This is a genomic window from Cupriavidus sp. SW-Y-13 (assembly GCF_009793345.1).
Taxonomy (GTDB): Bacteria; Pseudomonadota; Gammaproteobacteria; order Burkholderiales; family Burkholderiaceae; genus Cupriavidus.
The window spans coordinates 1018019-1038408 of record NZ_WHLX01000002.1 but is presented as its reverse complement, the minus strand read 5'-3'; the positions used below and the strand labels follow the sequence as shown (position 1 = coordinate 1038408).

Annotated in this window: 18 protein-coding genes; 10 read left to right on the top strand and 8 right to left on the bottom strand. The window is 58.7% G+C overall.

Annotation, left to right across the window (positions count from 1 at the left end; translation table 11 throughout):
* Positions 1-35 precede the first annotated feature (35 nt).
* Positions 36-317, top strand: coding sequence for a hypothetical protein (locus GA566_RS20345; RefSeq protein ID WP_160473861.1), 282 nt, complete (start codon positions 36-38; stop codon positions 315-317).
* A gap of 19 nt (positions 318-336) precedes the next feature.
* Here GA566_RS20345 and GA566_RS20340 read toward each other — a convergent pair whose 3' ends face one another.
* Positions 337-765 (bottom strand): RidA family protein, encoded by a 429-nt coding sequence (locus tag GA566_RS20340; protein WP_137928317.1) that lies wholly within the window; start codon positions 763-765, stop codon positions 337-339.
* Between the two features lie 129 nt (positions 766-894).
* Here GA566_RS20340 and soxR point away from each other — a divergent pair, with 129 nt between their 5' ends.
* Positions 895-1464 carry a redox-sensitive transcriptional activator SoxR gene (soxR, locus tag GA566_RS20335; protein ID WP_370459332.1) on the top strand — a complete coding sequence of 190 codons (570 nt, stop codon included), beginning with the start codon at positions 895-897 and terminating at the stop codon, positions 1462-1464.
* Between the two features lie 11 nt (positions 1465-1475).
* On the opposite strand, the gene GA566_RS20330 is transcribed toward soxR, so the two are convergent.
* Positions 1476-2459 carry a tripartite tricarboxylate transporter substrate binding protein gene (locus GA566_RS20330; protein ID WP_137928319.1) on the bottom strand — a complete coding sequence of 328 codons (984 nt, stop codon included), beginning with the start codon at positions 2457-2459 and terminating at the stop codon, positions 1476-1478.
* 573 nt (positions 2460-3032) lie between these two features.
* On the opposite strand from GA566_RS20330, the gene GA566_RS20325 reads away from it, so the two are divergent.
* Positions 3033-4229 carry a hypothetical protein gene (locus GA566_RS20325; RefSeq protein ID WP_160473860.1) on the top strand — a complete coding sequence of 399 codons (1197 nt, stop codon included), beginning with the start codon at positions 3033-3035 and terminating at the stop codon, positions 4227-4229.
* Positions 4230-4752: 523 nt separating this feature from the next.
* Here the strand turns inward: GA566_RS20325 and GA566_RS20320 are convergent.
* Positions 4753-5712 (bottom strand): hypothetical protein, encoded by a 960-nt coding sequence (locus GA566_RS20320; RefSeq protein ID WP_160473859.1) that lies wholly within the window; start codon positions 5710-5712, stop codon positions 4753-4755.
* 543 nt (positions 5713-6255) lie between these two features.
* Between GA566_RS20320 and GA566_RS20315 the strand changes: the two genes are divergently transcribed.
* The 5 genes from GA566_RS20315 (at position 6256) to GA566_RS20295 (ending at position 11430) form a co-directional block, all read left to right on the top strand.
* On the top strand, positions 6256-7242 hold the full coding sequence (locus GA566_RS20315) for a hypothetical protein (protein ID WP_160473858.1): 987 nt from the start codon (positions 6256-6258) through the stop codon (positions 7240-7242).
* The gene (locus GA566_RS20310; RefSeq protein ID WP_160473857.1) at positions 7243-8298 is read left to right on the top strand and encodes a hypothetical protein; all 1056 of its coding nucleotides are present in this window, start codon (positions 7243-7245) and stop codon (positions 8296-8298) included. It abuts the gene before it with no gap.
* A 13-nt stretch (positions 8299-8311) separates the two neighbouring features.
* Positions 8312-9013 (top strand): hypothetical protein, encoded by a 702-nt coding sequence (locus tag GA566_RS20305; protein ID WP_160473856.1) that lies wholly within the window; start codon positions 8312-8314, stop codon positions 9011-9013.
* A gap of 122 nt (positions 9014-9135) precedes the next feature.
* Positions 9136-9939, top strand: coding sequence for a DUF2971 domain-containing protein (locus tag GA566_RS33700; RefSeq protein ID WP_202126845.1), 804 nt, complete (start codon positions 9136-9138; stop codon positions 9937-9939).
* Positions 9940-10506: 567 nt separating this feature from the next.
* The gene (locus GA566_RS20295; protein WP_160473855.1) at positions 10507-11430 is read left to right on the top strand and encodes a restriction endonuclease; all 924 of its coding nucleotides are present in this window, start codon (positions 10507-10509) and stop codon (positions 11428-11430) included.
* Positions 11431-11479: 49 nt separating this feature from the next.
* Here the strand turns inward: GA566_RS20295 and rpoD are convergent, their stop codons facing one another.
* The 4 genes from rpoD to GA566_RS20275 all read right to left on the bottom strand — a co-directional run bounded on the left by rpoD (position 11480) and on the right by GA566_RS20275 (position 16019).
* Complete coding sequence (gene rpoD / locus GA566_RS20290; protein WP_237380535.1) at positions 11480-13336, bottom strand: RNA polymerase sigma factor RpoD; 1857 nt, start codon at positions 13334-13336, stop codon at positions 11480-11482.
* Between the two features lie 596 nt (positions 13337-13932).
* Positions 13933-14448, bottom strand: a complete 516-nt coding sequence (locus tag GA566_RS20285; RefSeq protein ID WP_137925530.1) for an OmpA family protein — start codon at positions 14446-14448, stop codon at positions 13933-13935.
* 33 nt (positions 14449-14481) lie between these two features.
* A complete protein-coding gene (locus tag GA566_RS20280; protein WP_160473854.1) occupies positions 14482-15729 on the bottom strand; it encodes a diguanylate cyclase domain-containing protein in 1248 nt (415 codons plus the stop codon).
* Positions 15730-15779: 50 nt separating this feature from the next.
* Complete coding sequence (locus tag GA566_RS20275) at positions 15780-16019, bottom strand: YfiR family protein (RefSeq protein WP_160473853.1); 240 nt, start codon at positions 16017-16019, stop codon at positions 15780-15782.
* Between the two features lie 622 nt (positions 16020-16641).
* Between GA566_RS20275 and GA566_RS20270 the strand changes: the two genes are divergently transcribed.
* Positions 16642-17766, top strand: coding sequence for a galactosyldiacylglycerol synthase (locus GA566_RS20270; protein WP_160473852.1), 1125 nt, complete (start codon positions 16642-16644; stop codon positions 17764-17766).
* Positions 17767-17829: 63 nt separating this feature from the next.
* Here the strand turns inward: GA566_RS20270 and serA are convergent, their stop codons facing one another.
* On the bottom strand, positions 17830-19035 hold the full coding sequence (gene serA / locus GA566_RS20265; RefSeq protein WP_160473851.1) for a phosphoglycerate dehydrogenase: 1206 nt from the start codon (positions 19033-19035) through the stop codon (positions 17830-17832).
* Between the two features lie 237 nt (positions 19036-19272).
* On the opposite strand from serA, the gene GA566_RS20260 reads away from it, so the two are divergent.
* Positions 19273-20343 carry an SMP-30/gluconolactonase/LRE family protein gene (locus GA566_RS20260; RefSeq protein ID WP_237380532.1) on the top strand — a complete coding sequence of 357 codons (1071 nt, stop codon included), beginning with the start codon at positions 19273-19275 and terminating at the stop codon, positions 20341-20343.
* Positions 20344-20390 lie beyond the last annotated feature (47 nt).

Genomic DNA, 20390 nt, shown 5'->3' with positions numbered 1-20390 from the left:
TCAGCGCTGATCGACCAATGACCCAGGAGAAATCTATGCGATATCCCTTCGTTCGAACCCTCGTCATCGGTGTTTCCGTGATGCTTGGCGCCTCCGCTTGGGCCCAGACCCCATCTCCCACGCCTCGGGTCGACAACCGCGCACCGGGCACGGCGGCATCGGATGTCGCGCCCGGTGCGCCGGCAACGGGCGTCTACAAGGACGGCAGCCGCCAGCAAAGCAGTGGCAAGCCGGCGATCAACCAGGGCGCGTCTTCGGCGCAGACGTACGACTATCCCGCTTCGGCACCCAAGACCGCGCCAGCAAAGCGACCCTGAGCAAGCACCCTTTCACCTTTCACTCGGGCAATACCGCCACGGCCTCGATCTCGAACAACATTCCGTCGAGAGCCAGCCGTGGCACCGGTATCAGCGTGCACGCTGGCGCCGGCCAGTCGCCGAGCAAGGCCTGCCAGGCGCGACTGAAGATGGCAAGCCGCTCCATCGAATGATCGACGATCAGGACGGTGATCTTGGCCACATCGGGAATGTCGGCGCCACCAGCCTGCAGTGCCACGCGCAGGTTTGACAGCGCCCGGTTCACCTGCGCCGAGAAATCGGCCAGCAACCCGCCGCACATGTCCTCGCCACCCTGACCCGCAGCGAAGATGATTTTTGCTGGACGAGTTGCCACCGCGACGTGGGAATACCCGTTGAGGCGTGGGTCATAGAGATCGGGCGGGTTCATGAACTGGAGATAAGGGGCGCGCGGCGATTCAAGCAACATGGCAGGTTCCTGGTGAACGGTGGACTGAGCAAAGGACGCCAGTGTCAAACCTCAAGCGCACTTGAGGTCAAGCGTCGTTGCGATACCATGCGTGCTGCAAGGGCTTTCCTTGCGCTTCATCCTCCTGTCATGAGCCGCCCTCCGAAGACCGGAACAACCTCGATTGCTTCAATTGCGGCATCCTCGCCGCCCGCGCGACCGATGCGCGCCCGCGATCCCCTGACCATTGGCGAAGTGGTGGAACGCAGCGGCGTGGCCGCATCCGCGCTGCATTTCTATGAATCGAAGGGATTGATTTCGAGCACGCGCAGCGCCGGCAATCAGCGCCGCTATCCGCGCGGCATTCTGCGAAGGCTGGCGGTGCTACGGATTGCACAGCGCATGGGTGTGCCACTGGCAGTCATCGCCGATGCCTTCGCACGCCTGCCCGCAGGCAAGGCGCCGACCGTGGCCGACTGGCGAAAGTTATCCGCGACGTGGCGAGAAGACCTCGACGTCCGCATCCGTACATTGACGATGTTGCGCGACCAGCTCGACGGCTGTATCGGATGTGGATGTCTGTCGTTAAAGGCGTGTCCGCTGCGGAATCCGCAGGATGTGATGGCAGGGCAGGGGCCCGGCGCCCATGTGGTGGGCGAGGACGCCTGCCCAGGGATGGCAGTGAAGGCAGTGAAGTCCGTGAAGATTCCGAAGCGTTGAATCTCAGCGCATCACTGGTTCTTCATCGCCTCGGCCAATCGCGCGATGATATCGCCCTCGCTCTTGAACGCCTTCTTCGCATAGGCCGAGTATTGCTCGGGTGTCATGTAGTTCGTATCCATGCCGAACTGACGCGTGACATTCAGGAATTTCGGGTCCTTGAGCGCGTTGCGGAACGCATCGTCCAGTCGCTTCACCACAGCCGGTTTCATATTGGCCGGACCCACGATGCCGAACGGCGAGTTCGACCACACCGGATAACCAATCTCCTTCAACGTGGGCGCGTTCGGGAAATCGGCAGCGCGTTTTTCCGAAAGCGTCGCCAATACTCGCATCTGTCCGTTCTGCACATACGGCAGCAGCGTATTCGACAATACCGCCACGTCCGATGAACCGCTTAGCAACGCAGTAATCGCCTCGGCATCGCCCTTGTACGGCACGTGCGTCCAGTTCGATTGCGATACACGCGCCAATTCGGAAATCGTCAGGTGCTGGCTGCCGTAGATACCTGTGGTGCCGTAGCTGATGCCCTTCTTGTCAGCCTTGGCGTCGGCAATCAACTCCTGCATGGTCTGCCACTTGGCATCCTTCTTCACCGCCACCGCGAAGTTGTAATCCGCGATCATCGACACGTACGTCAGATCCTTCAACGGGTCATAGCGCATCTTCTGCACATGCGGCAACCGGAATATCACCACCGGCGCCATGCTCAGCGTGTAACCGTCCGGCTCGGTGGTCACCATCTGCGTCGCCCCCAGCGTGCCACTCACGCCCGGCTTGTTCTCCACCACGATGCTCTGCCCCAACTCCCGTCCCGCCGCATCCGCCAACGCGCGCGCTACCTGGTCAGTCACCCCACCGGCGCCATAAGGCACGATCAACCGAATCGGCCGCGTCGGAAATTCATCCGCCGCGTGCGCGGGCGTGAACACCGAAGGCACAAGCGCCACAGCGGATGCGCCCAACGCCATCCGAAGAATCTTTCGTCGTTGCATGAGTTGTCTCCTTGTCATGTGTGCCGGATCTGAGGGACCGGTCTGCGAGGTTGTCTGCAGAGTATGACAAGGGCACGGTAGGGCGGGTATGGGGTTATGGAGGGGGCTGCTGGAATGGCGGGGGTTTATTTGGGGATTTCATTGGGGGTATGAGGGGGGTGCATGCCTTTGCGGTGCATTGCCCGGTGGAATGCGAGCACCTGCTTGGGGGGCAGGTCAGCATGATCGGTTAAGGATAATTAGAGTTATCTCTGTAGTGATGTTTTCTATCGGATTTTTTGGGGGTGCAAATTCAACCCTCAGGCGGTTCGAAGTGCCGTGCTGTGTGTGGCGACCATATTTAGAACCCTAGGTGTATTGGAAGCCGCTGCCCCAGTCTGAGCTTCTGTGTCGACGGGACCGACTTTGGCTTGGTGGGGCGACTGTGCTGCGAGGATGGCATGGAGCATGGCGCCGAGACGGGGCAAGGCCTCCGAAGATTGCTTCGGCGGCAGGTCAATGTGGGGGTGCCCCCACCTTCCGAGGGGTATGGAAATTTGCGGAAAATGCCGACTAGAAAGGGGTTGGGTGAAGATGAAAAAAATGGAAAGCAAACCTCCGTTATTGGAACGTATCTCCCGTGCGATGGGATTTCTGAAAGACCTTCTCGAGATCCTGCTTAAGCTCTCGCCGCTTGCGCTAATTCCGCCGGCTTTAACAATTTGGTTGTATCTTCGCAAGCTGGGATGGTCCGAATTATTCGGAGATTCAATTGGATCGGTGCCTGGGCTACTATCACTAATAGTGGGATCTGTGCTAATCCTGGTATCCTTTGCGCTGCAAATTATTGCCCCATCTCTTTTTTTTGGCGCTGCGGCAGAGGCTCTTGAAGGTGAGCGGCCAAATTCCGTGGGTGCGGCTAGACAGGCTTGCAAGCTGCATCTTATTCCGGTGCTAGTCTGGCAATTTTGCTTCAGCATTTCGATTGCGTATCTGCCAAAATATGTTGCGTCGCCGATCATGCTGGCCTGCTTTTTATCATGGGTAACGGCGGCGTTGTTGGCATTCGTATATAGAGAACAGCTTCTTACAAGTAAGCTAAAGAGCTACATCAGCGGTCTCCAGCAGCGAGAAAGCAAGTGGATTTATGCTTGCTATTTTGGTATGATTTTCGTTGCGAGTATATGCCCGTTTATTATATCCGTCAGCTCGGCCTTGGCAATTTTGGGTATGTGGTCTGTCGCCGAGAATATCGGAATCACAAGCCCTGCGATCTTTGTCGCTCTCTGTTGTCTTACGGCGTGTGTGAGCGTTGTTCCCGGCTTAGCTTATCTAAGCGCAAAAATCGAGGGGCACTCCCCTCGTAAGCTATGGTTTCTAACAGCATTGTCCGTCGGGGGCGTTCTGTACGTAGCGATGACTGTGGTGCTATTCATGGCGCCGATATCCAAACAGTCCCTTGAGCTTGCCGGAGTAAACGACAAACGGCCTCATGTTTACCAACTGTTGAACGAATCCGTACTGTCGGCCGCTTACGCAGCCGGAATACCTGCATTTTCGACCCGACAATTTACAACGGAAGGGAAAGAAGCGGTCTTCCTGGGTGCGTATCTTCAGTTCAACTTTGGAGGTATCAAGTTACTTTGTCGAACGCCTTACGATCCATACAATGACTCGCCATCGAAGGCGGAAGATGATGGTAAGAAGAATGTGTCGGATGAGCCTCGGGGCCGAGGTTGCATGCCGTTCAACAGTTCGGATATACGTGCCGTACGAATTGTTAAGAAATGAACGGTCTTCTCGCTTCCGTGTGGGTTCGAGTGGATCGGCTCATCTGGGTAGCCAGCCATTTCGGTGTGGATGCAGTGGCGGCAACCGCCTGCATTGCGATTACCGCCCGCTTGCTCGGGCCGAGTCCATTTACAGCGAGCAGATGCTAAAGCGCAAGCATCAGTATTGATAATGTTTGTTATCGATATAGCAGCATCGTGTGGGATGAAACAGAGGCAGGCTAAAGCAGCAGACGCTCTTAAGCACGACCCATTCGATCTCGAGCGAGAAATGAGACGTAGTCGCGAGAGTCGTCTTGCCCGTGCGGTCACCGAATCGGTGGTGCTTGACGGAAGCTTAGGAGATTGCTCCGATACCGGCCACGGCACAACGAGGCCTGATCTCCGCCGCTATCGCCACAGCTATCGTAGAAAAAACTGGTGCCGTTAAGAGTGAGCAAGAGGGGGAAGCTCTCTTTCTTATCGGTGTGCGCGCCGAAACGACAACGGCGCTCGGGCCCGTGCGTGCCAGTCTTCTCTGCCCGTTAGTCATCGCGCTGGGCTTGCCATGCGTGATATCCGCAGAGGCCATTGTTGTCCTGGTCATCAGGTCCCAGGGCTGCGCCGCATATCTCACACACCGTGTAGTCGAGCGTTTCCTCGCAGGCTACGCACTGGCTATCCTCCAGAATGAACGTGTGTTTGCAACACGAGTGGCACAGAGCGACAGGCGGCTCACCCCCGTCCGTCATCGCGATGTAGGCCTCGCCATGAAAGCACTCTTCGACGGCTTCCTCGATGACGTCATCGAACGTCGACTCCTGCCCGCAAGCGCTGCAGCCAAGCGTCAGTTCATGCAGCACGACGATGTCCGTACACGTCGGACGAAGAAGCTCCGAACCGCATTGAGGGCACGCGAAATGCTTGGACACACGTTCAAGCGTATCGGACTTCCAGTCAATCATTGCTAGCGCAGCGCGCGTTTCCGCCAGTTCGCGCTCATACACGTCGTGTTCATCGAGAAGTGTCTCCCACGTCAGGCTACCCAACAGTTGAGCAGGAACTTCATCGAGTTCCAGTGCGATGAAATCCCTGATGACAAGGAAGCACTGCGCCATCAACTCGCGCATCTGGGCCGGTGAGCTTTTAGTGCGATAGTGCTCCACCTCGTTCCGGACATCGATGATGCGGTTGACTCGCTTGAAGTCGGCGGTAACATTCAAAGACTTGAATCGCGCTTGTATCTGCGCAACGTCTACGGTCTTGTTTCCCTCCGCAAGCATGATAAGCGAGCCGTTCGCCCCGATCGAGGGACCGATCTTCGCCTTGACGAGCATTTCGTCGGAGTCGGCGGGCGACAAGCGACGAAGTTTCTCCTTGAAGAGCAGCAACATGCCAGCGGTAAGATTCCGCATGGCCGAAAGGCTGCGCCGCTCGTCCGTCGACAGGTAGTCTTCCACCCCCAGTTGGATGGAGGTCACCGCGTTCTTGAGAATTGTGTCCACGGTTGTCCTTTCAAGGTGGGAGACGAACGGCCTCTTCGCCTGGGATGCGAGCGCGGCGGTCGAGTCTCTGCATGTGGCCGTTCGGCGAGTCGCTGTTATTCAGAGCAATTCGACCTGAGCCTCAGAGCAACGGTTCTGCTCGATTGCTGATGCTGTCCATGAGCGCCTGTTCGAATTCCGCAATCTTGTCCGTGGCGATCGCATCCCGCCTGGCTAGGCAATCTCGGATGGCATTCAGCGCACCCGCGATGCTGTCAACAAGTCTATGATTTTATGGCCTAAAAGTGGCATTTTCTTCTGAAATGCGAAAAAATGTTCAAACGGTTTGAATGATTTTGCGTGCCTGGGCGGTCTGTGGCTGGCCGCCATGCCCTGCAGAGGGAGGGGTGCCCGGGGGGGGGGGCGGATCGCCCATAATTTTCCCTTTTCAGCTTGCCGGGCATTGGAGACGAGATGAGTGGCGGTGAAACAAGACCCACGGCGGAGATGGCGAATCGCGTTTCGCAGGAGATCTTCGCGTGGTTTCGTTGGAAACGTGTCGATTTGCTCGACCAGAATTTCATCTGCGTGAAGGCCACCAAGCACACGGCGAAGGAAAAGGCTGAACATACGCATCCGGTGGACGTGGTGTTCCACTATGTGGATCCCTACCTGAATCGCCGGATCCTCATGAACATGGATCTGAAAAGCTATTCGAAAAGCAGCATTTCGGCGTCGCCGGTCCGTACCGCGTTGAAGTCGCTCGCACAGACCATCGACTGTGCGCGATCCAGTGAAGAGTGGGACCGCCGCTACAACCTGGAAGCGGGCGATCGGGAAATCCGCGGCGCCCTGTTTGTCTACAACCACGACGCGGAGTATGACAAGCACTTCTACGACATCTTCAATCCCAAGAAGTCGGGACGCTTCGAGCAAAACGAGCGAGGGATCCGCACCGAGAATCTGCCGCTGGAGCCCAATATGTTGCTGCATGTGATTGACCCGTTGATGATCAACTACATGACCACGATCATCTCGGATGCCGATCGCCTGCACCGGGAAGGCAGCTTCCCGGAAACCACCTATCGGTTCTACTACCCCGAGCTGCGCCGGCATAGGGTGCTGGTGCGCTCGGACGAGGCACCGGCCACCATCGAGCAGATAGCCGGGCCGTTCCTCATCATCGCGCATGATGCGGTGACGAAGTACGATGAAAAGAGCAAGACGCTTGTCGAGCGCTACGGCCCGGGCTACGTGATTTACTACAACCGGCCGGGCAACAGCTATGTGGAATTCGTCTATCTGTTCGACTGCCTGGCCACCTGGCAGATTCCGCAGGCCGGGCAGTCCCTCCGTATCCGCGTGGCCCATCATCAGCCGCACAGCGACATCCGCAGCCACTTTCAGCGCGCGATCGATGCCTATCTGCACGACTGGGGTTTCGATGCGGCTAAGCAGGCGATGCTGGAGGCAATCGAGCTCGAGATTATCGAGATCGAGAAGACGACCTTCTCGAAGACGGAACTGGGCTGGGAAAAAAAGGGGAAGTAAATGGCCATTTATAGTGCTGGCGACAAGGCAATCTTCGATGCGCTGAACCTGCCGGCAGTCACGAATCAGCACCTGCGGGAGCTGTTCATCAGCCGCGGGATCATCGTCTCGAAGGGGACGCCGCGTCGCAGTCTGGCCGACTATTACTCGCGCCTGGCGCATGACTATCAGGACTACCAGGCGCTTGCCAAGCTGTTTGGATCGCCCGTGCGCCGCGAGCGGATATCCTCGCTGCGGGTGGTGTCGGAATCGGTGGAGATCGGTCAGTTCGAGGCGGCGGCGCACAAGCTGTGTGACGCGATTCGCGCGGGCGGCGATATCGCCAATGTCCGGGTCCGGGAGAACGGCAGTTTCGACGTCGTGGTGAAATATCAGGTCACGCAGTTCAACCACACGGAATTCCGCCAGGTGGTCGCCAAGGAGGCGACCCTCACGGTCGCGGCAACCGGCGGGGCCGTTGCCATCAGCGGGCCTCATAACGATCACGTCGACGAGTGGACCCGCACACTGATCGCGGATGTGGCCGCGGAGACCGACGACACGCTCGACATCGACGAAGTGTCCCTGGAACACGTGCGGGACCCCGTCAAACGCTCGCAGTTCTTTACGGAGCTGATTAAGCACGTGCAGGGCTTCAAGTTTCGCGATGTCACGGATGCCTTTGTCTACAAGCCGAAATTGCATGCCGACGGCGACGATGACGACCCCGATACGGGCACCGATATCGGCGTGCATATCTCCAAGGCTTCGCTCAAGGGCGAGGGCGTGCTGCAATCGGACGAGTTGCGCAGTCTCTTTGCCAAGGGCTTCTATCTGTGGAAGATTGTGTGGCAATCCATGAGCGAGAACGCGCTGGAGCCGGATCTGTACGAGTTCGAGGCGCAGTTTTCCGAGCCGGAGACCTGCACCAAGTTCTCGTACCTGCCGCGGGGGTTCTACAGGATGCAGGAGGACTCGAGTTACAACAAATCTCGGACCGGGCTGACGGAAGGCGAGGACACCTCGCTTGGGCGACGCATCGAAGAAGCGGCCCGGGCCGTTGTAAAGAAGCTGTAAGGCGCACCGCGACATGGCAATGGCGAAGACGAAATGGATTGAGATGCATCTCGGACTTGGGGTGCGGGCGCTGGCCGCGCGCCTGGCAAAGTCCGCCTTCACGCTCGAGAGCGGCCTGGGTTTCGAACTGCTGGAGGTCCTGAACAAGCGCATCGAGGGCCGTTTCATCGAGCGCTTCGTCCAGCGAGAGGCGATCGAGGACCCGTTCGGCGACATCCGACACGTCGAGTCCGTGCGCTACACCATTTTCCGATTCCATATGCTGGCGGTCAGTGGTGGGCGTTACGTGATCGTGTTGATCGATCCGCCCCGGTCTGTCAGGTCGTTCGTGTCCGTCCTGTCGGACGCAGTCGAAGCCGGCCTCTCGGTAGAGGCCATGCGTTTCGACGTGCTCGCACTGCTGGACGTCCTGCGTACGGCCCCGCCCTTTGGCCATTTGGTTGTGCGTAAGGTGAAGGCGGCCGGCGCGCTGCTCGGCGGCCATGCCAGTGTCCGGCTGGAACTCCAGTCGCAGGGCAACGCGAGTGACGATCTGCGTGCCGCCTTCCCCAAATTCACGCCGGTGATCGAGCGGGTCTGTTTCCAGTTCGTCCACGACGGGAGAGGTGAGGCCGGAGAGCTGTCCGTCTCGGGGACCCTGTCGATCAGCGAGCACCTGATGGAGACGTTCATCGGCATCCTGCTCCCGGCCCTGGCGGCGAGCCACCGCGCGTGAGCCGGGGCCCGCGCCGACGTGATAAGCGTCGTCGGGTCATGACGGCGCGCCAGGCCGGAATGACCTGCCGGTTTATCGTGTCGATCCAGGTGTTTAATCACATGTATAAGGATTAAGAACTGGTGACAAAGAAGAAGACGATTTCAACCAAGACTGTCGCGATGAGTAGCAAGCCTCCTGTGGGCTATATATTCTCTGAACGAGATCTTGAGATCTCGGACATTGATTTTTGGATGGATAGGCGAATATATAGAATTTTTCCAATAAAGCGATTCATTCAAGCCCTGGATACTCGAACGCTCACATTGGTAAAACCAAAAAAATGGGACGATCCATTTGAGAACGCATTACTTTCATCAGAATTTTTAGTCGGTGGCGAGAGTACAAGCTTTGCTGCGAAGGAATCGGTCTATGGACAATGCTGGACTTTGCATCGCGAAACTGACGCCATGTGGCGTATCTATTCACATGAAAAGGACGGCGTGCGGGTGACGACTACGCCCCGAAAGATTTTGACGGCGTTAAAGAGATACGTTGGACAATATGCTGATCTCCGTTGCTTCATTGGAAAGGTTCAATATGCGAAAAAATATAATCTAAAAGAAATTTTCGAAAAAATAGACTTGATGAAGGCAGATGGGTCAGGGATTGCTGAATCGTTGTTGTATAAGCGGCAGGAATTCGCTCACGAAAGGGAGATGCGGCTCATCTACAGCGGTGACGACAACCACTGTGAGAGCGACATCTTTAGTTTTGAAATCAACCCCAACGAGCTCTTCGACAGAATTCTCTTCGATCCTCGGATGGATGAATCGTTGCGAGAAGCCCACAAAAAGACGCTGAGGGGACTTGGATGTGAGGTGCCGGTGAGGAGGTCAACGCTCTACGATCCGCCAGAGAACATGCAGTTCAAAATTTCTGGTTGAAAGCTGATTCTTGAGTTTTTGTCGAGCGGGCCGCCACGGGTGTTGACCGGGATTCGCAAAAAAATCCGCCGTATCTCCGCTAAGGAAATGCTGATCAATGAGGTCAGCAAGGTTAGCAGAGCTAGAGTGCGACTCGATTAGCAAGCAATATAGCTCTCCGAAGATTGAGCAACTAAAACGGGTCTCCGCTGAATACCAACAGCAACTTCTTCAACTGCGAAAATGCAGCACATAGGGTGAACCGCCCCTGGAGCTCGTCGAGGATTGCAGTAGATCGCACGCAATCTGAGGCAGGAGGTCTAGTCGGCGGTTGATCGGAGGCTTGGCCGGCCGAAGCGATCGAGGAATGGCAAAGCTGGCCGCGGTGCGTAGGTCGGAACGAAATTCCAAGTTACACACCTCATTTAACATAAATTGCGTTCAACCCAACCGTATCCATCCCCTCGCGCTGAAGATGGATCAAGGAACCCCACCTCCTTCGAGGGGTGTTGGACCGCAGCAACCAACTCGCTAAAGCCACCCTGCAAAATTCCCGCCCATACGATGTGAACAAACAAAGGTGGGTCAATGGGTCGAAGAAGAAGGGCGCCGTCGCTCAGCACAGTTTTGCTGGATTCTCCTTGGTGGGTATCCGCTTTATTGGCATTAGGTAGCTATATTGGGCTTCACACGGTCATTCCTGCCATCTTTGTATCTAGCCCATATCTGCGCGGGATTGCCATAGCCAGCAGATCCCTGGCATGGGTGCCTGCCGCTGTGTTCAGCTTTCTGGGGCTGCTAGCCTTTCTACGGGCCCGAAAGTTTCAATCGGTGGTGCATGCTTCGACGGGCAATGCTAGCGGGCCAGGGAAAGGCCGCCGCGCTGAAGGTGAGCGAGGCTTCAAGCGAGTCATTAATCCAATTCCGGGTGCAAACTCCAATCCGCAAACTCCACAGGAAAAACCGACCGAATGGTCCCTCGACGCACTCAAGCAACTCGAATGGAAGCGGTTTGAGCAGTTATGCGTGTGGTACTACGAAGCCATGGACTTTACTGTGTCGACGGTTTCGCATGGTGCGGATGGCGGGATTGATGCGACATTGAGTAAGCAGGGTGTGGCTGCCCCCGTCGCCCTTGTCCAGTGCAAGGCATGGCGGTCGCCAGTGAAGGTGGAAACGGTTCGGGCGTTAGGCGGATCCATGCACGCGAAGCGGGTTCAGAGGGGAGTGTTCTGGTCGCTGGCCGGTTTCGTCGGTCAGCCGGTCAGGGACTATGCCGCCGAGGCTCGGATTCAGTTACTGGACGGCGCCAGCATTATTGAGCGAATTCAGGCACTCGATCAGGACAAGCGGGCCATTTTGCTGGCCAGGGCATTTGAAGGCGACTACCGCACGCCGACGTGTGTAGCTTGTGGCGTGAAGTTGCTGCCGCGAGAGGGGAGAAGGCGATTGTTCTGGGGTTGTCAGAACTTTTCGAAAGGCTGCCGGATCACGCTGCCGCGTGTGGCGTGATCCGTCTCGTACAGAGATCGCCAAGGAAGGCGGGTTGCCCCGCCTTCTTTTAACGTTCCAGAAACAGCCTCAACTTGTCGGCGCGCGTCGGATGCTTCAACTTGCGCATTGCCTTGGCTTCAATCTGGCGGATCCGTTCACGGGTCACGTCGAATTGTTTGCCCACCTCTTCGAGCGTGTGCTCGGTGTTGGTATCCAGGCCGAAGCGCATGCGCAAGACCTTGGCCTCGCGCGGCGACAATTCGGCGAGCGCCGCTTCGATCTGTGCGCGCAGGCCGGAGAGCACTGCGGCTTCTGCTGGTGAGCTGGTTGCGCTGTCCTCGATCATGTCGCCCAGCGTCGTATCGCCTTCCTCGCCCACGGGAGTTTCCAGCGAGATAGGCTGCTTTGCGATCTTGAGGATGCCGCGCACCTTTTCCTCTGGCATTTCCATGCGTTCGGCGAGGACGGCGGGATCGGGTTCCTGACCGGTCTGCTGCAGGATTTCGCGCGAAATCCGGTTGAGCTTGTTGATCGTCTCGATCATGTGGACGGGCACACGAATGGTGCGTGCCTGATCGGCAAGCGCCCGCGTCACGGCCTGGCGAACCCACCACGTCGCATATGTCGAGAATTTCCACCCGCGGCGGTATTCAAACTTGTCCACCGCCTTCATCAGGCCGATATTGCCTTCCTGAATCAGGTCCAGGAACTGCATGCCACGGTTGACGTATTTCTTCGCAATGGAAATAACCAGCCGCAGGTTGGCTTCGATCATTTCGCGCTTGGCCTGCCGCATTGTCTTCTCGGCGGCACTCATCTGGCGGTTGATCTGTTTCAACTGCTTCAGGGGCAGCGCGACCTGCGCTTCGATGTCGACGAGTTTCTGCTGGTTCGCCTGAATGGATGGCAGGTGGCGCTCGAGCGCTGGGCCAAACTGTTTGGACGAAGCGGCTGCGCGGCTAGTCCATTCGAGGTCGGTTTCATGACCGGGGAAGGACTCGATAAACGCTTCACGGGGCATGCCGCAACGTTCGACGGCAATTTCCAGGATGCTGCGTTCGATGGTGCGCACCTCGGCAACCTTGTCGTGCACGCTCGCACACAGACGGTCGATCATCTTGGCCGTAAAGCGGATCGGTGCGAGTTCACGCTGGATTTCCGCGCGCAAGTCCGCAATGGCTGCAGAGCGCGCTTTACCGGAGACCACCCCGTCGGGCACTTGATCGAACAAGGCACGCACGCGCGCGAAAATGGCGAGACTGTCGGTCGCAAGCTGTTCCAGGCGGGCGGCGTTCGCTTTTTCTGAGTCGCCGGCGCCAGCATCGTCATCGTCGTCGTCCGACGCGTCGTCGCTGGACTCGGAGGTATCGGCGTCGGCATCGACTTCGGCAGACGACTCGTCGGACGCGAGCGTCGTGATGTCCCCCGCGTCCGTGGCGTCGGTGATACCGTCAACAAGTTCGTCGATGCGCAACTCGCCGGCGACGACGCGGTCCACATCGGTCAGGATCATGGACACCACGGACGGGCAGGCCGCGATGGCTTGAATCATGTCCTGCAGACCGCTCTCGATCCGCTTGGCGACCTCAATCTCTCCCGCGCGGGTCAGCAATTCGCTGGAACCCATTTCACGCATGTACATGCGGACGGGATCCGTGGTGCGGCCGAACTCGGAGTCGACGGTCGACAGTGCCGCCTCCGCCTCTTCGTCCGCCTGGTCGTCGGATGCGGTAGTCGGGGCGGCGTCGCTCAGCAGCAACGTTTCCGCGTCTGGCGTCTGTTCGTAGACGGCCACGCCCATGTCACTGAACGTGCTGACGATGGTGTCCATCGCTGCCGGCGTCACGTTGTCCGGCAGATGGTCGTTGATATCCGCGTGGGTGAGGTAGCCGCGCTCGCGTCCAAGGGCGATCAGCGTGCGCATCTGGCTCTGACGCTCCGCGTCCAGGCGGGCGCTGGATGCGCTGTCCGCAGGCGTGGCTACCGCCTGGGCCTTGCCCGCAGTCTTGCGGCGACTGGGCTGTGCGCTGCTTGGAATCGAGTTCGAAGCGTCAACGTCACGATCCGGATGAGTCAATACATACTCCTAGGCGGGCGCCAGATAGTTTCGCGGTGTACGTCGGTGCTCGACGTCGCGGGCCACCTACCGCTGCACGGGGTCAGCAAGGCGAGGGGCTTTCTGCAGGTTCTGCAGTGTGCGCGAAAAATTGGAATCGCGCATGATACTGGTCGGGATGATGCAGTGCAATATGGGTGTGGATAAAGCGTCAAGTCTTGTTGGCATTTCCCACGAATTTCAACAAGCGGTAGCGGGCAGCCCCTTTATTCATCAGTTCGGCGCCACATATGGTGACGTCGGAAGCATGTTTTGTCCCGGCTACCCGGTCCATGCGCCCCAATTTGTCTCCGGCATTCCGCGCGGCGGAAGTCGGGGTGCTCGGCGGCGAAACGAGCGCCAGGCTGCACTTTTTTCAAAAAAATGGAACTTGATCGGGGACCGCGTCGGATGGCCTGTTGGTCCTAGTCCACCGAAACGACGATGGCCACGCGACGGTTTTCTGCGCGGCCGGAAGCGGTTCGATTGTCCGCAATGGGCATTGTCTTGCCGAAGCCGCGCACGTGAATCCGCTCCTGGGAGTATCCGACGCTGTTGAGCACGCGGGCCACTGCCGTGGCTCGACGCACCGACAACTTCTGGTTGTATTCCTCGCTCCCGGCATCGTCCGTATGGCCATTGATCTGGAGATCGGAAATTCCGGCATCGGCGAGTAGACGTCCTAGCCGTAACAGCGGCGCCTGATGTTCGGAGGAAATGGTGTACTCATCAAAACCAAAAAGTACCTTTTCCGATAGCCCTAGTTCCCAGCCGTTCTCGGTGAGCTTGAACCCTTCATTCTGCAAAAGGGCAATCTGAACGGGTGTCAGCTTCCCGGTTTGCGATTCGTGTGTCGCGCAGCCAATCAGCGGAAGGACGGTCAACGACACGATGGATAACAACGCGCGGCGACGTGGTGACGAGGTCAAGCGAAGGGGCATATTCGGTTTGAGCAAAATCGATGCGGCGCTATTTTATACGTCTGCAGAAGAGGAGGTAGCGTCGCGCCACGTCCCCCGCGCATCGCGTTTGGCCTCATACATGGCGGCGTCGGCGGCGTCCAGCAGCGATTCGGCGGACCGGGCGTGAATGGGGAATACCGCCAGGCCAATGCTCAGGCCAGCCCGAACCGTTTTGGTTGGCGAAATTGAAAATGGCGCGCTCATCGCGGAAATAATGTTCTCGGCCACTTTCACCGCGTCTTGAGGCTGGCGCAGCGTGCGGATCAGCACCGCGAACTCGTCGCCGCCCAGGCGTGCGACGGCATCGCTCTCGCGCACGCAGCTGTGCAGACGCTTGGCAATCTCGACGAGCACGGTGTCGCCGGCTGCATGGCCATGAAGATCGTTGATCGACTTGAATTCGTCGCTGTCCAGATAGAGGACGGCGCTGAAATGCGCCTCGTCTGCTGCCGTCGCTATGGCGGTTTCAAGCGACTGCATGAATGTGGAACGGTTCAGCAGGCCGGTCAGTCCATCGCGGGTGGCTTGAAGCGCAAGCGCGCTGTTTTCACTCTGCAACTGGTTTTGCCAGCTTTCGAGTTCAGCAAGCAATGCGTTGAAGTCTGCAGACAGCTCATTCAATTCGGTGATGCGCGCCGCGGGAAGTCTGCGTGCAAATGCGCGTTCCGATCGCACGGCATGTGCGATGTGCATGAGCTGCTTGAGGGGTGCCACGATATCGCGCATCATCCGGCGCGACACATAATGCGCTGCCACGGCTGTCAACAGCAGACAAATCAAGAGGCCTTGAGCCCCCTGCAGAAGGAAGAATACGAATGCGGTCGGGTCGCCTGACACGCGCACGGTGCCCACGGGCTGGTTTGCGCTCGTAACAGTGAGTTCAACGGGCCGGGGTGTCAGCCAGTTTCCAAGTATCTGGCGGACGGGGGACGAAGACGTTCCAGGCGTTCGGTGCCAATCGGCGAGCACCTTCCCGTCAACATCCAGCACCAGGACGTCAGCGACATTCTCATTGGCAGAAATGGCCGTCAGGGAAGCCAGGGTGGCCTCCTGATCCCGAAAGACCACGGCGGCTTCCACCGTGTAGCTGATGGAGCGGGCCACCAGTTGCAGATTGTGGTCCGCGTAGGCACGTAGCGCGGTCAGGCCGACGATCGTGAGTGAAATGCCGGCTGTCAGCACGGCAATCAGCGCGACACTGAGGTGGGCACGCCGTAGCGCGCCATACAAGGTAGGGCGCTCTGCCTGGCTGGCGTCCATGGCCCGGGAGGGAGGGGAACGCTCAGGGGTCCGTGTCCGGCGGAAGATTCTCATCGCGCCTTCGTGGTGCGCCGACCCAACTGCAGCACGCCCGGGTGTACACGAATGCCGCTACGGGCGATCGAGTCAAGATTGATGCGGAACGATGTGTGATCTTCGCGGATGTCTAAACAAAACATACTGCCAACCTCACAGGCCTGGTCTCGCTCAACAATAATCAGAACAGGCTTACCAATAAGTTCGGAGACCAACGCTCTTCGCCGGTTGTCCGCGAGATCGAGCAGATACACGGCATCTCATTGGGATACCGCTGTCGTGTCCAGGGCATTGAGAATCTGCGCTGCGATAAATCGCCCGTTTGAAATGGGCTGTCCGTTGACCCCGGCATAAACGTCGTCTGCCGCGCTATCCACGCAGACGCGTACGGTTGGTCCCCCTGTCGGCCAGCGAGCGTAGCTCACGAGATTGAGCACCACACGCGAAACCGCCAGGCGTGGGTCGCTGTCCAGTTGCGCCGATACGGTATCCGGCGTCTGGGTCGACGAGGCTGTATGGACCGCGCTTGCGGCTGGAGGGGCCGCCAGAATCATCGCGATCCACATGGCGGCAACCAGATACGGGAAACGATGGGGCAAGGTCGAACAATGTGAAAACGTGCCGAAGGAACGCTTGCGACTTTCGAGGGACGAAAGATGCGCCCGAATTCTAACGGAAGCTGCCCTTCTTAAGTGGGGAGGAAGTCGCTTTCCCATGCGAGGCAGGTAGCGTCCATACCTGTACCTACCTTGACCGTCGTCACGCCATGTGACGAACGTGCATTGCACCAGGGTTTCGTGGTGCTACATTCCCCGCCTGCCACGAAGACACAGTTCGGGACTTGCACGTGAATTCGACGTGCCCGACACCGCGATCATGAAGAAAATCCTGCTTTTGAGTGTCAGTGCCGGCGCGGGTCACATGCGCGCGGCGGAAGCCATCCGCGCGTTTGCCAATGAACTGCCCACCGGCATCGGCGCTGAACATCTTGATGTGATGGATTTCGTACCATCCGGCTTCCGTGCCTTGTACACCGATTTCTATATCAAGCTGGTCAGCAATCAGCCCGCATTGTGGGGTTACCTGTACCAGAAGACGGATGAAGCGGCGTCCGACGCCTGGGGCCAGAAAATGCGCCGCGCGGTCGAGAGCTTGAATTGCCGTGCCTTACTGGCTGAAATCCGGCGTCAGCGCCCGGACGCGATTATCTGCACGCACTTCCTGCCCGCCGAGCTGCTATCGCGCGAGATAGCAAAAGGGCGTCTGGATGTACCGGTTTGGGTGCAGGTGACGGATTTCGATTTGCACAGCATGTGGGTCGTACCGAATATGCGAGGGTATTTCGTCGCCAATGAGGAAATTGCCTGGCGCATGCGCGAACGCGGGGTGGATGCCGCATCGGTACACGTTAGCGGTATTCCCATCATGCCTGCATTTGGCAAGCCACTCGATCGCGGTGCCTGCGCCACAGCATTCGGTATCGATCCGGGACGCACGACTTTCCTGATGATGTCGGGAGGTGCCGGGCTGGGAGGCATCGATGTCCTGGCTGCCCGTTTGCTGGCGATGGAAGGCGACTTTCAGCTCGTCGCCCTGGCGGGGAAGAATCAACAATTACTGGAGTCGCTCCAGCGTGTCGCGGCGCAATTTCCGGGGCGGCTGTTTCCGCAAGGGTTCATGCTGGAGGTGGAGCGACTGATGGCTTGCGCCGATCTCGCCATCACCAAGCCCGGTGGACTCACCACATCCGAGTGTCTGGCGATGCGGTTGCCGATGATCGTCAACTCGCCCATTCCCGGACAGGAGGATCGCAATGCCGATTTTCTGTTGGAGCAGGGCGTTGCGCTCAAGGCCATCGACGCCGCCGCGCTTGAATACCGTATCGCCAGGCTGCTCCGGGAACCCGCGCTATTGGCGGGAATGCGAGACAGGATCGCACCGTTGGGACGTCCCGATGCCGGCGCGGTTGTGCTGGATCGCGTGCTTGGACTTAAGTCTTGAGAGGTATAACCATTGCCAGGCGCGGCACACATTGCGGCGCCCGGCAATGGGCTGGAATTTCCCTCAGCCGTTAACGATTACCCGCGACCGGATAAACGCGTCGTGCTGCATCAGCTTTTCCGCCCATCCCGCAGGCGGGACAAGGCTGATATCGGTAATCGCATAACCAATATCCCCCTCTGTTTGCAGCTGCTGCGCCTCGATATTCGCGCCGATTTGGGCCAGCGCCTGGTTGAAGTGCGACAAGGTGCCAGGACGGTTGTAGTGGATATTGAGGACGCGCGCCGGGGAGTCGAGCGGGTTCGGCTGGATCTGCGGCAAATTGACCGCGCCGATGGTGGCGCCGGTTTCCAGGAAGTTGGCCAGTTTGGTGGCCACTTCCACGCCGATGTTTTCCTGGGCTTCCTCGGTGCTGCCGCCGACGTGGGGCGTCAGGATGACGTTGGCCTTGCCTTGCAGGGGTGAGACAAACGGGTCGGTGTTGCTGCGCGGCTCTTCGGGGAACACGTCGATGGCGGCGCCCGCGATGTGGCCTTCGTCGATCAGCTTGGCCAGCGTGTCGATATCGACGACCGTGCCGCGCGACGCATTGATCAGGATGCTGCCTTGACGCATCGATGCCAGCGCCTTGGCGTTCATCAGGTTCTTGGTCTGCGGCGTGGCGGGAACGTGCAGTGTGACAACGTCGGCGTTGGCCACGGCGTCTTCGAGCGAGTGCATCGGCACTGCGCCGCCAATCGACAGGCGTGGGCGGATGTCGTAGAACACCACGCGCATACCCATGGCTTCGGCCAGGATACCGACCTGTGCACCGATATTGCCGTAGCCGATCACGGCCATGGTCTTGCCCCGGATTTCATATGAACCCTTGGCCGTTTTTTGCCACTCGCCCACGTGCGCGGCCCGGCTTTTCTCGGGTACGCGGCGCATCAGCATGATGGCCTGGCCGATGACCAGCTCGGCCACGGAACGGGTATTCGAGAACGGTGCATTGAAGACGGGAATGCCGGCATGGGCGGCAGCGCCCAGGTCTACCTGGGAAGTGCCAATGCAGAAGCAGCCCACGGTCAGCAGCCGCTTGGCGTTGGCAAAGGTCTCGGCGGTCAGGTGCGTAGCCGAGCGGATGCCGAGCAGTTCATGGTCGCGCACGGCAGCCAACAGCGGGTCGCCGGCCAGAGCCTTAGGCTGCGTGGCGATATCGATCTGATGGCGGGTCAGCAATTGCTGGCCGCTGGCGTGGATGTTTTCTAGGAGGAGAGCGCTTGCCATGGGTGGTTGGGCGGGCTTCAGGAGTTGAGATAGCTGGTCTGGCGTCCTGTGCCGGACGCGCGAAGCCAGACGATAGCACCCCGCGAAATCCGTGCTGATGAAGGGGTCATGGCGAAAGGGCATGAAAGGCTCGCCGATGTCATCGTACAAGTGCTTGCTAAGCATAGACTTTCATCATAGGATGTCTGACAACAATGTAATCGGGGCATAGACCCCTGACATCAGGAGACAAGCCAAATGGATGCATTCATGACTGACGCCGAAGGCGTCAACGCAGGTCGCCGACGTCTGCTTAAGACTGGCGCCGCATTGGGCGCGGTGGTCGCAAGCGGCTCCGCACTGGCCCAGAGCTTCGAGTTCAAGGCGGCGCAGCGCTATCCCGATCCTGCCGTTGAGATCCTCGACCCGAGTTTCGCAAAGTACCGGCTGTTCAGCTCGACGGTGGAGCAGGTAGCTACCGGCTTCCGCTGGGTGGAAGGCCCGGTTTATTTTGCCGATGGCCGGTATCTGCTGTTCTCCGATATCCCGAACAACCGCATTATCAAGTTCGATGAAACGTCGAACCAGTGGAGCGTGTTCCGCTCGCCCGCCAATTTCACCAACGGGCACTGCCGGGACAAGCAGGGCCGATTAATCAGTTGCGAACACCTGACGCGCCGCGTGACGCGCACCGAGTACGACGGCTCGATCACCGTGCTGGCCGATCGCTACCAGGGCAAGCGCTTTAACTCGCCCAACGACATCGTGTGCAAATCAGACGGCTCGCTCTGGTTTACCGATCCGCCGTTCGGCATTTCGGGGGAGTGGGAGGGCGACAAGGCCGCATCGGAACTGCCGCACGCGGTCTACCGGATCGATCCGAGCGACAACAGCGTCACGCAGGTGATTGGCGACCTGAACGGTCCGAACGGGCTGGCGTTCTCTCCTGACGAGAAGAAGCTCTACGTGATCGAGTCGCGCGCCCAGCCTAACCGGCTCATGTGGGCCTACGACGTGGGTGCGGACGGCCGCCTGGGCAACAAGACCCGGTTGCTCGATGCGAACGGTCCGGGGGCGCTGGACGGCTTCAAGGTCGATATCGACGGCAACATCTGGGCAGGCTGGGGCAGCAACGGCGCGGCGGGCGCAGACCCGTCAAAGCTGGACGGCGTGCGGATTTTCAATCCGCAGGGCAAGGCCATCGGACATATCCACCTGCCGGAACGCTGTCCGAACCTGTGCTTCGGCGGCCCCAAGCGGAACCGGCTCTATATGGCCAGTAGCCACTCGGTGTACGCGCTGTATGTGGAGACCCGGGGAGCAGTCTAATTCCGAAGGGGAAGGCGACGGCGGACGCGGCTGAAATCTTTTACATC

Excerpts from the sequence above, each read along its gene's own strand:
- soxR (WP_370459332.1), top strand. The coding sequence starts at position 895 with ATGAGCCGCCCTCCGAAGACCGGAACAACCTCGATTGCTTCAATTGCG.
- GA566_RS20270 (WP_160473852.1), top strand. The coding sequence starts at position 16,642 with ATGAAGAAAATCCTGCTTTTGAGTGTCAGTGCCGGCGCGGGTCACATG.
- GA566_RS20330 (WP_137928319.1), bottom strand. The coding sequence starts at position 2,459 with ATGCAACGACGAAAGATTCTTCGGATGGCGTTGGGCGCATCCGCTGTG.
- GA566_RS20310 (WP_160473857.1), top strand. The coding sequence starts at position 7,243 with ATGGCCATTTATAGTGCTGGCGACAAGGCAATCTTCGATGCGCTGAAC.
- GA566_RS20280 (WP_160473854.1), bottom strand. The coding sequence starts at position 15,729 with ATGGACGCCAGCCAGGCAGAGCGCCCTACCTTGTATGGCGCGCTACGG.
- GA566_RS20295 (WP_160473855.1), top strand. The coding sequence starts at position 10,507 with ATGGGTCGAAGAAGAAGGGCGCCGTCGCTCAGCACAGTTTTGCTGGAT.
- GA566_RS20285 (WP_137925530.1), bottom strand. The coding sequence starts at position 14,448 with ATGCCCCTTCGCTTGACCTCGTCACCACGTCGCCGCGCGTTGTTATCC.
- rpoD (WP_237380535.1), bottom strand. The coding sequence starts at position 13,336 with ATGCGCACGCTGATCGCCCTTGGACGCGAGCGCGGCTACCTCACCCAC.
- GA566_RS20260 (WP_237380532.1), top strand. The coding sequence starts at position 19,273 with ATGGATGCATTCATGACTGACGCCGAAGGCGTCAACGCAGGTCGCCGA.
- GA566_RS20340 (WP_137928317.1), bottom strand. The coding sequence starts at position 765 with ATGTTGCTTGAATCGCCGCGCGCCCCTTATCTCCAGTTCATGAACCCG.
- serA (WP_160473851.1), bottom strand. The coding sequence starts at position 19,035 with ATGGCAAGCGCTCTCCTCCTAGAAAACATCCACGCCAGCGGCCAGCAA.
- GA566_RS20345 (WP_160473861.1), top strand. The coding sequence starts at position 36 with ATGCGATATCCCTTCGTTCGAACCCTCGTCATCGGTGTTTCCGTGATG.
- GA566_RS20305 (WP_160473856.1), top strand. The coding sequence starts at position 8,312 with ATGGCAATGGCGAAGACGAAATGGATTGAGATGCATCTCGGACTTGGG.
- GA566_RS20325 (WP_160473860.1), top strand. The coding sequence starts at position 3,033 with ATGAAAAAAATGGAAAGCAAACCTCCGTTATTGGAACGTATCTCCCGT.